Genomic DNA, 11,776 nt, shown 5'->3' on the forward strand with positions numbered 1-11,776 from the left:
CGCGTGTGTGGAGGGCGTGGCGCGCCGCCTTTCGTGGGCGGCGCGCCGGTAGTGCTCTGTTTCAGCCGGAGCTTCAGCTGACGATGTTGCCGATCTTCGGGGCGGGCTCGTTCTTGTAGTTGGCCGGGCCGAAGTTGGCCTTCACGGCCTTGTCCCACGTGCCGTCCGCCACCATCTTCTCCAGTGCCGTGTTGATCTCGTTCTTGAGTTCGCTGCCCTTCTCGACGCCGATGCCGTAGTTCTCGTTGCTCAGCTTGAAGCCGCCCAGCTTGAACTTGCCCTTGAACTCCGCCTGCGCGGCATAGCCGGCCAGGATCGAGTCGTCGGTGGTCACGGCGTCGATGACCTGGTTTTCCAGGCCGGTCAGGCACTCTGAGTAGCCGCCGTACTCCTGCAGCTGGGCCTGCGGCGCAAGCTCCGTCTTGACGTTCTGCGCGGAGGTCGACCCGGTGACCGAGCAGAGCTTCTTGTCGTTCAGGTCCGCGGGCTCGGTGATGGAGTTGTCGTCCGCCCGGACCAGGATGTCCTGGTGTGCCAGGAGGTAGGGGCCGGCGAAGTCGACCTTCTCCTGACGCTCCGGGGTGATCGAATAGGAGGCCGCGATGAAGTCGACGTCGCCACGCTGGAGCAGCGTCTCGCGGTCGGCACTCTTGGCTTCCTTCCACTCGATGTCGCCGGGCTGGTAGCCGAGCTCCTTGGCAACGTACGTGGCAACGTCGACGTCGAAGCCGGTGTACTTGCCGTCCGGAGTCTGCAAGCCGATGCCCGGCTGGTCGAACTTGATGCCGACCGTGATCTTCTCGCCGTCGCCCGCACCGCCGTTGCCTCCGTCATCGCCGCAGGCCGAGGCGGTCAGGGACAGCGCGACCGCAGCGGCGGCCGCAAGGGAGACCTTATGAAGTTTCATGGTGAACTTCCCCAGGGATTGACGTGTGGAGATTGATCTGCCGAGCGGGACGGGTTCACGGCGTCGGGCTCAGTGGTGAAGGATCTTCGACAGGAAGTCCTTGGCACGGTCGCTGTTCGGGTTGCTGAAGAACTGGTCGGGCGTCGTCTCCTCCACGATCCGTCCGTCCGCCATGAACACGACACGGTTCGCAGCCGAGCGGGCGAATCCCATCTCGTGTGTGACGACGACCATGGTCATTCCGTCACGGGCGAGCTGCTGCATCACCTCCAGCACCTCATTGATCATCTCGGGGTCGAGCGCCGAGGTCGGCTCGTCGAAGAGCATGATCTTCGGGTCCATGGCCAGAGCTCTGGCGATCGCCACGCGCTGCTGCTGGCCGCCGGAGAGCTGCGCGGGGTACTTGTCCGCCTGATCGGCGACACCCACCCGCTCGAGGAGCGAGCGTGCCCGCCCCACTGCCGCCTTCTTGTCCTTCTTGCGAACCTTGACCTGGCCCAGCATCACGTTCTCCAGCACGGTCTTGTGCGCGAAGAGGTTGAAGGACTGGAAGACCATGCCCACATCGGCCCGCAGACTGGCCAGCTCACGGCCCTCTGCGGGCAGCGGCCTGCCGTCGATGGCGATCCCGCCCGAGTCGATGGTCTCCAAGCGGTTGATGACACGGCACAGCGTGGACTTTCCACCCCCGGAGGGCCCGATGACGACGACAACCTCGCCACGGGCGATGGTCAGGTCGATGTCCTGGAGCACATGCAGCGCGCCGAAGTGCTTGTTGACCTTGTTCATCACGACCAGGGCACTCTCCATGCCCGGCACGGCATCTTCCTTGGTCACTGATACTCCGCTCATCGGCTCCTTACTCCGTCCTCCTCGAGTCGGTCGCACACTGACGACCAAGCACGAAGCGGGTGCAGCAGCGGGGAAGCCACGGTCAGGGAACGAGGACTGACCGAGGCGTCCTGGACCTCCCATGGGATGGAGCGCTTACTCGATCCGGAAGAATGCAGCGCTATGTCAATATTTTGGCCCCTATGGGGCGGTATGTGAGCCCGCCACGCTGAAAATGAGCTGGTCCGGGAGCACCGCCCATGCGCGGGTGAGGACTGCGGGACATCGTGGAGCTCGGTCCGTACGGGCGTCGTCGCCCTCGGTCATCCCGCCCGTGTGTTCCGCTCGCACCGGGAGGGCCGATGTCCACCGGATGCACCCGATCCCGACGGGCTGCTGAGGCGCCGCCCCGACACCGGTTGCCCGTGCCGTTGATGTCGGATCTGGATGTCAAAGACCCCCGCCAAGATCGGCTGGGGGTCTTTGTGCCGGTGGGCACAGACGGATTTGAACCGCCGACATCTGCTTTGTAAGAGCAGCGCTCTACCACTGAGCTATGCGCCCTGGGATGAGCTGACAGACTACATGGCCCGCACACCCGGGCCGCAAACCAGTACGTGTCGGGAGCACGGGGAACCGGCAACTGTCCGGCTCGTGTGTTCGTCATTACCTGGTGGGAGAATGACTGCGGGCCTTACGGGGTGGATCAGGGCACGGGAGAGGGATGTGACGGCGAGAGACGCGCAGCCGTACACGCGGCCGGCACGCCGCCGTCGTCGTACCGACCGTGGGCCCGGTCAGGGTGGGCGCGCCGAGCGGAACGGCCGGGCCGGAAGTGCCGGGCGTGATGTGCTGGCGCTGCTCGTCCTGCCGGTGGTGCTGCTCGCCGCCGCCGCGCCCGCGTCGTTCGCCGGTGGGGCCAATCGCCGCTGGTGGGGCCGGGGCGAGAGCCAGCGGGCGGATGCGCAGGCCGCGAAGGACGCGGCGGCCGCGGCGTTCTATGAGCTCGACACCGCGCAGCGCGACCTGCGGATCTCCATCGAGACGATCACGGCGGTCGACAACTCCCCCGGTGCCCGGAAGGCCGCCGAGGACTTCCACGCGCTCGGCCGCCGCATCGACCAGGCCAGCCACGACTACATCACCGCCGTCGACGCCCACGACCTGGACCGTGTGGACCTCGAGGCCTCCGCTGCCGCCCGCGCCCGTACGGACCTGGCCCGGGCCAAGGACGAGCTGGAGCGGGTCAAGGGCGATCTCGACCGCTTCGCGGAGGGTCTCGGACCGCTGCTGCAGCAGGCCGAGACCCAGCTCGCCCGGCTCGCCCCGGCCGTCGAGCGGGCCCGCCAGGCGCTGCTCGCGGCGACGAACGCGCTGGACGCCGTACGGGCCAAGGGCCTGCGCGCGGACGAGCTGGCCGCCCGGCTCGCCGCGCTCTCCCCCGAGCTGACCAAGCTCAACCAGGGCGCGGGCCGGCATGGCGTGCAGGAGACGCTCCGGCGCGCGGACCAGGTGCTGCGCGAGGCCGAGACGGTGCGCAGCGAGGCCGAGCGGCTGCCGGAGCGGGCCGCCGAGACCGACAAACGGCTCGTCTCGCTCCGCACCCGCGCGCAGGCGCTGACCACCCGGGCGACCGGGGTCGAGCCCGTCCTGAGCGAGCTGCGCCGCCGGTATGCGGCCGCGTGCTGGCAGGACCTCCAGCCCGTGCCCGAGCAGGCGGCGCGGTCCGTCACGCAGGCGGAGGAGAAGCTGAAAGAGGCGCAGAAGGCACGTGAGGAGCAGCGCTGGCCGGACGCGACCGCGCTGCTCAGTACGGTCCGGGCGCTGCTGAACACGACGGACGAGGCGGTGTCGGCGGCCGGCGAGCGGCTGCGGCGGCTCAACGAGGTCTCGTACGACCCATCGAAGGAGATCGAGCGGACCCGGTTCGCGATCCGGGACGCGCAGCGGCTGGCGATGGCCGGGCGCAGCACCCCGGACCCGCGGCACGCGGGTCCGCTGGACGAGTCCGTGCTGCGGCTCGAGCGGGCCGTGGTGGGGCTGGAGGGCCGGCACCCGGACTACTGGCGCTTCCTGACCGAGACGGAGGCCGTCCGGCAGACCGTCGCGCGGGTGGTGAGCGAGATCCGCGAGGACCGGGGCGCGGGCCGGGCCTGACCGCTGGCGCTCGCCTCCGTACGGACGGATCCTGGGTACATGGCCAGCAGCCACGCCGGCCGCCCCCTCCGCGGCGGCCGAGGCACGCGCCGCTTCCCGGCGGGCCGCGGCCCCGCGGGCCGCTTCCCCGAGCGGCTCGCCAGGCGGACGCGGCTCGACGAGCACCTGCCCGTGGACCACAGGCTCAGCACCGTCTACCGCATCGGTGCGGGCCTGATGGGCCTGGTCCTGCTCGCCTTCGGCATCCTCGGGCTGATCGGCAAGGTGGGGTTCTTCGACACCGGCGGCGACACCGTGGCCGGGCTGAACACGAACGGCGCGCTGAGTGTGCTGTCGATCGTCGTCGGGGGCGTGCTGTTCGGCGGGATGGTGATCGGCGGCAACTTCGCCTCATCGCTCAACATGTGGTTCGGGGTGGCGTTCCTGCTGAGCGGGTTCTTCAACCTCGCGCTGCTGGAGACCGACTACAACTTCCTGGCGTTCCGGCTCCAGAACGTCCTGTTCAGCTTCGTCTTCGGCCTGCTGCTGATGACCTTCGGGATGTACGGGCGGGTGAGCGGCCACTTGCCGCACGACAATCCGTACTGGCGGGCCCGCCACCCCGGCCAGGTGGCCCATGAGGAGCAGGCGGCGCTGCGCGCCAGGGCGAAGCGGCTGGCCATCCAGGCGCAGCAGCAGGAGCGGGAGCCGCCGCGGCCGCCGCTTCGGCCGCCGTTTCGGCCGCCGGAAGATCGCGGGGGCGACCGCGCGACGGGACACCGCTAATCTGTCGCCATGCCCCGTTACGAGTACCGCTGCCGGTCCTGCGGCACCACCTTCGAGCTGAGCCGCCCGATGGCCGAGTCCTCCGCGCCCGCCACGTGCCCGGACGGCCACGAGGACACCGTCAAGCTGCTGTCCACCGTCGCCGTGGGCGGCAGCGCAACCGCCGCCCCGGCGCCCAGCGGCGGGGGTGGGGGCGGCGGCGGGTGCTGCGGAGGCGGCTGCTGCGGCTGACCGGCGCGGGCTGCTGCGAGCTGACCAGCGCGGGTGCACCGCGCCGGACCGCCGTATCAGCGCTTGCGGGCCAGTGTCAGGCCGTCCGCGACCGTGAGCATCACCGACTCCATCCGCGCGTCGGCGGTGACATGGTCGTTGAACTCCCGGATCGCACCGGCCCGTCCGGTCGCGGACGGGTCCAGCACGCGTCCGCCCAGGAAGACGTTGTCCACCACGATCAGCCCGCCCTCCCGCATCCGCGGTACCAGCTGCTCCCAGTACGGGACGTAGTTCTCCTTGTCCGCGTCCACGAACGCCAGGTCGATGTGCGGCTCCTCGGGCATCGCGCGCAGCGTCTCCAGCGCCGGGCCGATCCGCAGCTCGATCCGGTCCGCGACCCCGGCCTTGGCCCAGGCCTCCCGCCCGTACGCCGTCCACTCCTCGGAGATGTCGCAGGCGACGAGCCTGCCGCCGGCGGGCAGCGCCTGCGCCATGGACAGCGCCGACAGGCCGGTGAAGGTGCCGACCTCCACGACGTGCCGCGCGCCTGTCAGTCGTACGAGGAAGGCCAGCAGCGGCGCCTGCTCCTCGGCGACCTGCATGCCCGCGGCATCGGGCAGTTGCTCACGCGTGGTCGTGATGAGCGCCTGCTGAACCGCGTCCAGCGGCGGGTTGTGCGCCAGGACGTACTCATACAACTCGGGCGTGACCGGGGTGTTCTTGGTGTGGTGCGGGACCGCGGTGCCGGAGGAGTCCGAGGAACCTGAGGAGCTGGAAGAAAGGTTGGCCATGCCCGCCATCCTGGCTCAGCCTGCGGCCGCCCGCAGCATGGATCGGACGATCTCCTCCCCCGCCGCGACGCCGCGCTCGGCCAGGGCCGTGACATGGGGTGCCGTCCAGCCGGTTTCGGCCAGCTCACCGTGGCCCGGCCGCCAGCCGCGGTCCGCAGCCTGGAGCAGGTCCGCGTCCAGGAGCGAGTCGCCGGCCGCGAGGACCTCCGCGGCTCCGGTGCGGCGTGCGATCTCCGCGACCGCCGCGCTCTTGGTGAGCGGTTTGGGGACCGCGTAGACCTTGCGGCCCTGCAGCGAGACCGTCCAGCCGCGCTCGTCCGCCCAGGCCGTGAGGTCCTTGACCCAGGTGTCGGGGAGGAGGGCCCGGTCGACGACGAGGTACGCGAAGAGGTCCTCGGCGACCCGCTCCTTGAGCAGCCAGGCCGGGTCGGCGGCGCGTACGAGATGCTCGCGGACCTCGGCGAGCGGCGCGCAGCCCGCGGCGAGGGTCTCCCGGACCCGGGCGAGCCAGTCCGGGTCGGACTCGCCGTCGACGAGGAGGTGCCCACCGTTCGCGCAGATCGCGTAGCGCGGGGCGGGGCCGGGGAGGTGGATGCGGCCGTACTGCTCGCGGGTCCTGGTCGTCGTCGGGACGAAGACGGTCTCGCGGGCCAGCCGGTCGAGGAGGGCCGCGGCCGTCTCCGTCATGTAGGACAGCGGCTTGCGCTCGTAGACCTCGACGCACAGCAGGCGGGGCGCCCGTGCGTCCGGCATGTCGAGGGCGAGGGCGGCGGAGGAGTAGATGAGCGTGCGGTCGAGGTCGCTCGCAAGGACCATGTTCCCTGCGTTCACCGTGCTCACTGCGCGCTCACCGCCTTGCCGTCGGTGCCGGTCGCCCCGCGCGTGTAGCGCGGGTGGATGAGGCCGACGCAGGTGTAGGGCAGGCCGTCGACCTCATCGACCGGTACGCCCCGCTGGTCGGCGAGGAGCCGTACGTGATCGAGGTCGGCGCCCGCCCCGCGCCGCGCGAGGATCCGCCACGGCACGCGGCGCAGCAGCACGCGCGTCGTCTCGCCGACGCCGGGCTTGACGAGGTTGACGTCGTGAATGCCGTACTCCCCGCTGATCCGCTCGACAGCCGCCCACCCCTCCCACGTGGGCGTACGGTCCGCCGCCAGGAGCTCCTTGACGTCCACGGCGACGTCGTCCGCGACCTCGTCGAAGCGGGCCGCGACGGTGTCGAGGAAGAAGCCGGAGACATCGGCGTCCGCCAGCTCGCGGTAGAACTTCGCGCCGTGGAACTGGTCGGGGCCGACGAGGTCGGCGCGCAGCACGGTCCGCGAAATCAGGCCGGAGACCGTGGAGTTGAGGCAGGCCGAGGGGATGAGGAAGTCCTCGCGCGTGCCGTACGTGCGGACGCAGCCGCCGGGGTCGGCGAGGACGGCGATCTCCGGGTCGAAGCCGGGGAAGTCCCCGAGGGCCTCGGCCAGTTCGCGGGTGATCGCGCCCTTGCCTGTCCAGCCGTCGACGAAGACGGCATCGGCCGGGTCGTGACGGTCGGCGAGCCAGCGCAGGGCGGTGGTGTCGATGCCGCGGCCGCGGACGATGGAGATGGCGTAGTGCGGGAGGTCCAGGCCGTGCGCGTGCTGCGCCCAGCGGCGCATCAGGACGCCGACGGGCGTACCGGCGCGGGCCAGCGAAACGAGGACCGGGCTCGGGGACCGCTCGGCCAGGACGGTCTCGGTGACGGTGCCGACGGCGCGCGCGATCCGGGCGGCGGACGTGTCGAGCGCAGCCCGGAACAGCTCCTGGTACTGGGCGCTGGGCTGGTACTCGACGGGCAGCGACTCGGCGTAGTGGGCACCCCCGCGCTGGATGGCCTCCTCGCGCTCCTCGGTCGGGGCTTCGAGTTCGACGCCGGAGAAGTCCTGGAGCAGCCAGCCGACTTCGTCCGGGGCGTAGGAGGAGAAGGCGGGGCCGCGGAGCGGCTCGGAGAGCGTGGGGCCGCGGAGCGGCTCGGAGAGCGTGGGGCCGCGGAGCGGCTCGGAGAGCGCGGGCATGGGTGGCACCTGTGGTTCCGGTTGTGCTTCCGGGACATGGCTGGGCACGACGGCGAGCAGGACGCGGCCGGTGTGCGCGGCGAGCCGGTCGAGCAGGCCGCCGGGGGCGTGGAGTGCGGGCGTGTCGGCGGCGGAGTCGACGACGGCGACGATCGCCTCGAAGCCGGCGCCCGCGACGTTGTAGGCGTAGCGGTCGCCGGGGCCGTCCGCCGGGTCGTCGTGCGCGGGGAACGACAGCCGCGTACGGATCGCGTAGCCGGGATCGTCGACCGCCAGGACGGGCGACCGCGTGGTGGTCGAGAACCGCACCTCGGCCCGGCCGCCGAGCTCGGCTTCCAGCGCTTGAGCGATCCGCAGGGGCGCGTACATCAGCTCCTCGAAGCCGAGAACGAGCGCGCGCGGCGCGGCCTCCGGCGCGGGCTGGGGCCGGGCGGTGGCCGCACCTGACGCGGTCGCGCCCGGACGCGCCGCGCCGCCGCCGGAACCGTCCGGTCCGGCCCGCAGCGCGTCGGCGATACGACGCGCCATGCCGGGCAGCGCCGCCTCCAACGCGGCGCGGTGCTCCGGCGTGAAGCCGTGCCGCCCGCCGTCGGGCAGCCCGTCGGGCCAGCAGAGATCGACGCGCTCGGCCCGCGGGCGCGCCAGCGGGCGGGCCATCGGACGGGCCATCGGACGGGCCATCGCCGACTCGTCCGAGCCGGTCGCGCCCGGACGCGCTGAACCGCGGCCCTCAGCGGCAGCAGGAGCGACGGCCCCCGCCACCGGCGCGCGGCGGTCCGCGGCGGCCGACGTGGCCGCACCCCGCGGCCCATCCAAACCGAAGACGCCCTCGCCCGCGCCAAGCGCACCCTCCGCCGCGGCGGCCGCCACCGCCGCGCGGCCGGTCACGCCCGAGTCCGCGCCTCCGGCCGCAGCGAACGTGGCGGAGCCCGCGGCTCCGTCGTCCGGCCCGCCGGAGACCGCACCCACGGCCGTCGTGCCCCCGGCCGCGGTGGCAGAGGCCCCCCCGGCCTTGGTGGCGGCTCGCGCCGCCGCGGCTTCGTGCTGCTCGACCAGGGCCTGGCCGCGCACCAGGACGTCGTCCGGGAGCCGTACCGTGCCCGCCGCCGAGGCGATCAGGTCGACGCGGGCGCCCAGTTCGCCCGCGAACGCGTCCAGGCGGCCCCGGTCCTCGGCCGAGCGCATGTCGACGAGCGCCACGATCACGTACCGCTCCCGCGGGAAGCGCGCGTGCAGCGCGCTGATCGTGTTGAGGACGGTGTTGCCGGTCGAGAACTCGTCGTCGACCAGCACCAGCGGCCCGTCGCCGCTCAGCAGCGCCCGGTCCTCGGGCAGCAGCAGGTGCGAGGTCGCGTGGCTGTGGGACTCCTCGAAGCCGCCCGCCGGGTCGACGCCGGTCACGGGACGCCGCGTCGAGTGCAGATAGGGCGCGAGCGCCAGGCCGTCCGCGACGCTGTGGCCGAGGCCGGTCGCCGTCTCCGCGTAGCCGAGGACCACGGCGCGCGCCGCCGCCTCGTCGCCCAGCAGCTCCCGCACCCGCTCGCCCAGCCGCAGCCCCGCCCCGTATACGGTTCCGGGCCGCTGCGGCACGTGCTTGCCGAGGACGTTCGACACGAGGAGATGGGCGCGCTTCTTGTTGCGCCGCAGGGCCAGCCCGAGCATGTCGGTCAGTTCCGGATCGCCCGCGAGCCCGACGCCCAGCCGGTCCGCGACCCACTGCCCCGACCACACCATGCCGTGCCCGTCCCTCGTCTCGCCCATGCCGTCCATGTCGTCTTTCACTCGGTCATGCCCCTGGTCACACGCTCACTTCAGCCCGGCCGCGAGCAGTTCGACGAAGCTCACGTCCTCCCGGGCCACGCCGAAGACCTCGGCCCGCAGCAGCGTGCGCTCCGCCCACGCGCGGTGCGGTTTCACCTCGTTCATCTTGTTGGTGTACGCGGAGCGCACCACTCCGCCGCCGAGCCGTTCCGGCTTGAGGATGTCCGCCGCGTCCGTGAACTCCTCATGGCTGACCACGGACAGCGCATGCACGGGCGTGACGTGCGAGGGGTGGATGCAGGTCTTGCCCTGCAGGCCGTTGGCCCGGTCGAGTTCGATCTCGCGCAGCAGGCCGTCCATGTCGTGCTCGATGAGGGCGGTGCGCAGGTGCTCGGCGCGCCCGGTGAAGGGGCTGCGCCGCAGCTGCGGCTTGAACATCCGCTCCTGGACGCGGAAGTACTCCCAGACGGGGCCGGTGACGGTGAAGCCGGTGCCGTCGGCACGCCCCAGCGTGTTCACGACATCGGCGATGACGGAGGCGACGATCTGGACGTCGTACGCGGTCATGTCAGGGGCGCGGCGCAGCCCGTACGCCGAGCAGAAGTCGGTGACCCCGAGCCGGAGGGCCAGGACGCGGTCGCGGTACTTGTCGACGGTCCGCTTGATGCCGCCGAGTGCATCGACGCGGCTCTCCAGGTGCAGCAGTTCAGGCGATTCGAGGACGGGCATCGCGTAGAGCCGCTGGCCGCTCGCCGATTCGGCCGCTGCCAGCGCCTCGAGGAAGGGGACGCCGCGCTCCTCGGTGAACTTCGGCAGTACGAATCCGGACAGGTGTCTCGCGGCGGGGCCGAGCCTGGCGGCCAGGTCGGGAATCTGGCCGGGCTCGCGGACCCGGATGAAGAGCAGCGGCAGGTCCCGGCCACGCCGGTCGAGCTCGGCGAACTGCCGCATCAGGTTCTCCTCGGCGGCCGGCACGTCGGCGTCGTCGATGGAGTCCTCCAGGCACAGCACCATGGACACGACACCGTGGGCGGCCTGTTTGAGCACGTCGTCGGCGAGCCGGGGGCGGGTAGCGGGGCTGTAGAGCGTGGCGCCGAGGGCGACGGCGAGCGTGCGGGCCGGGGAGTCCGCGGAGAACTCCACCGGCTGCCGGTGGAACAGGCCCTCCCGGACCTCGGGCGGAACGTGCCCGAAATGACGCATATATCTCCCCGTGCTGCCGACCCGGCCATGACGTGATCTGGCCGGTTATCGTACGTGCGGGCAGCGGTCAAAAGTTCCCCAAGCGCGTGAAAATCAAGTAACTCGCGTGCATCGGTGCGGTTGCCCGGGCGCAGGAAACCGCCGGGCGTCCCGGGGCTTTCGGCGGCCCCGCGTTGTCGTGCCCATCACCGGGAAGGCAGGATTGCGGGCATGACGCACGCGATGCTGAAGGGGTCCAACATCCCACTCGAGGCCACCGCCGTACGGGTCGTGCTGCGCTGGACCCCGGGTCCCGACGTGCCCGACGTGGACGCGTCGGCCCTGCTCCTGGCCTCCGACGGCCGCGTGCGCTCGGACGAGGACTTCGTCTTCTACAACCAGCCGCGCCACCCGTCAGGGCTGGTCCGGCACCTGCCGAAGAAGCGGCTGGCGGACGGCCTTACGGACACGGTGGAAGCGGACCTGGCCGCGCTGGAGCCCTCGGTCGAGCGGGTGGTGCTGGCGGCGTCGGCGGACGGCGGGGCTTTCGGTCCCATACGGGACCTGCGCGTGCTGCTGTACGACGCGGGGGCGGGAGCCTCTGACGGCGGCGAGCCGATCGCGACGTTCGACGTACGGCCGGAGACGGGCGATGAGTCGGCGCTGATCTGCGGCGAGCTCTACCGGCGCGGGGACGCCTGGAAGTTCCGGGCCCTCGGGCAGGGATACGAGACGGGACTGGTCGGTCTGGCCACGGAGTTCGGCATATCCGTGGACGAGGGCGAGACGACCGCGGGCGGGCCGGAATCCGAGCCCCAGGCGTCCCAGTCGCCCCAGTCGCAGGTCTCCGCGCCCGAGTCACACCAGCCCCGCGCGCAACCCGAGCCTCAGCCGGAACCCGAGCCTCGCCGCCAGGCCCCGGATGCCGTCACCGAGCCGGTCCAGCCCGGCTACGGCTACCCACTGCCCCCGCCCGCTCCGCCCCAGCAGCCCGCGTACGGCTACCCCCAGCAGCCCGCCTACGGCTACCCGCAGCATCCGGCGCCCGTCTTCGTACTGCCGCCCCAGGGACCGCAGTTCCAGAAGAACCGGTGACATCCCGGAGGCAGCGAGGACAGTGGAGGTACGGG

At 71.8% G+C, this 11,776-nt stretch carries 10 protein-coding genes and 1 tRNA gene; 4 read left to right on the forward strand and 7 right to left on the reverse strand.

Features of this window, described 5'->3' with window-relative positions:
- Positions 1-73 precede the first annotated feature (73 nt).
- The 3 genes from ACTWQC_RS20460 to ACTWQC_RS20470 form a co-directional block, all read right to left on the reverse strand.
- Entirely contained in the window at positions 74-907 is an 834-nt protein-coding gene (locus ACTWQC_RS20460) for a glutamate ABC transporter substrate-binding protein (protein ID WP_443317190.1), read from the reverse strand.
- Between the two features lie 69 nt (positions 908-976).
- Positions 977-1,759: an amino acid ABC transporter ATP-binding protein gene (locus tag ACTWQC_RS20465; RefSeq protein WP_443317191.1), complete on the reverse strand. Its 783-nt coding sequence runs from the start codon at positions 1,757-1,759 to the stop codon at positions 977-979.
- A gap of 471 nt (positions 1,760-2,230) precedes the next feature.
- A tRNA-Val gene (locus ACTWQC_RS20470) sits at positions 2,231-2,302 on the reverse strand.
- A gap of 162 nt (positions 2,303-2,464) precedes the next feature.
- Here ACTWQC_RS20470 and ACTWQC_RS20475 point away from each other — a divergent pair.
- From ACTWQC_RS20475 to ACTWQC_RS20485, 3 genes are read left to right on the forward strand one after another with little or no spacing between them, the layout of a single operon-like run.
- Positions 2,465-3,895, forward strand: a complete 1,431-nt coding sequence (locus tag ACTWQC_RS20475; RefSeq protein ID WP_443317192.1) for a hypothetical protein — start codon at positions 2,465-2,467, stop codon at positions 3,893-3,895.
- A 39-nt stretch (positions 3,896-3,934) separates the two neighbouring features.
- On the forward strand, positions 3,935-4,660 hold the full coding sequence (locus tag ACTWQC_RS20480) for a DUF4383 domain-containing protein (RefSeq protein WP_443317193.1): 726 nt from the start codon (positions 3,935-3,937) through the stop codon (positions 4,658-4,660).
- Between the two features lie 9 nt (positions 4,661-4,669).
- Complete coding sequence (locus tag ACTWQC_RS20485) at positions 4,670-4,891, forward strand: FmdB family zinc ribbon protein (protein WP_443317194.1); 222 nt, start codon at positions 4,670-4,672, stop codon at positions 4,889-4,891.
- 56 nt (positions 4,892-4,947) lie between these two features.
- Here ACTWQC_RS20485 and ACTWQC_RS20490 read toward each other — a convergent pair whose 3' ends face one another.
- The 4 genes from ACTWQC_RS20490 to ACTWQC_RS20505 all read right to left on the reverse strand — a co-directional run bounded on the left by ACTWQC_RS20490 (position 4,948) and on the right by ACTWQC_RS20505 (position 10,667).
- Positions 4,948-5,664, reverse strand: a complete 717-nt coding sequence (locus tag ACTWQC_RS20490; protein ID WP_443317195.1) for an O-methyltransferase — start codon at positions 5,662-5,664, stop codon at positions 4,948-4,950.
- Positions 5,665-5,679: 15 nt separating this feature from the next.
- A complete protein-coding gene (locus ACTWQC_RS20495) occupies positions 5,680-6,480 on the reverse strand; it encodes an HAD family hydrolase (protein WP_443317269.1) in 801 nt (266 codons plus the stop codon).
- Between the two features lie 20 nt (positions 6,481-6,500).
- Positions 6,501-9,437: a phosphoribosyltransferase gene (locus ACTWQC_RS20500; RefSeq protein ID WP_443317270.1), complete on the reverse strand. Its 2,937-nt coding sequence runs from the start codon at positions 9,435-9,437 to the stop codon at positions 6,501-6,503.
- A 72-nt stretch (positions 9,438-9,509) separates the two neighbouring features.
- Complete coding sequence (locus ACTWQC_RS20505) at positions 9,510-10,667, reverse strand: HpcH/HpaI aldolase/citrate lyase family protein (protein ID WP_443317196.1); 1,158 nt, start codon at positions 10,665-10,667, stop codon at positions 9,510-9,512.
- A 210-nt stretch (positions 10,668-10,877) separates the two neighbouring features.
- Between ACTWQC_RS20505 and ACTWQC_RS20510 the strand changes: the two genes are divergently transcribed.
- On the forward strand, positions 10,878-11,741 hold the full coding sequence (locus ACTWQC_RS20510; protein WP_443317197.1) for a TerD family protein: 864 nt from the start codon (positions 10,878-10,880) through the stop codon (positions 11,739-11,741).
- The last annotated feature ends 35 nt before the right edge of the window (positions 11,742-11,776 follow it).

Source organism: Streptomyces sp. 8N616, from assembly GCF_052246385.1.
Lineage (GTDB): Bacteria > Actinomycetota > Actinomycetes > Streptomycetales > Streptomycetaceae > Streptomyces.

Coding starts and splice junctions, on each gene's coding strand:
- ACTWQC_RS20460 (WP_443317190.1), bottom strand. CDS start 907: ATGAAACTTCATAAGGTCTCCCTTGCGGCCGCCGCTGCGGTCGCGCTG.
- ACTWQC_RS20465 (WP_443317191.1), bottom strand. CDS start 1,759: ATGAGCGGAGTATCAGTGACCAAGGAAGATGCCGTGCCGGGCATGGAG.
- ACTWQC_RS20480 (WP_443317193.1), top strand. CDS start 3,935: ATGGCCAGCAGCCACGCCGGCCGCCCCCTCCGCGGCGGCCGAGGCACG.
- ACTWQC_RS20485 (WP_443317194.1), top strand. CDS start 4,670: ATGCCCCGTTACGAGTACCGCTGCCGGTCCTGCGGCACCACCTTCGAG.
- ACTWQC_RS20490 (WP_443317195.1), bottom strand. CDS start 5,664: ATGGCCAACCTTTCTTCCAGCTCCTCAGGTTCCTCGGACTCCTCCGGC.
- ACTWQC_RS20495 (WP_443317269.1), bottom strand. CDS start 6,480: ATGGTCCTTGCGAGCGACCTCGACCGCACGCTCATCTACTCCTCCGCC.
- ACTWQC_RS20500 (WP_443317270.1), bottom strand. CDS start 9,437: ATGGTGTGGTCGGGGCAGTGGGTCGCGGACCGGCTGGGCGTCGGGCTC.
- ACTWQC_RS20505 (WP_443317196.1), bottom strand. CDS start 10,667: ATGCGTCATTTCGGGCACGTTCCGCCCGAGGTCCGGGAGGGCCTGTTC.
- ACTWQC_RS20510 (WP_443317197.1), top strand. CDS start 10,878: ATGACGCACGCGATGCTGAAGGGGTCCAACATCCCACTCGAGGCCACC.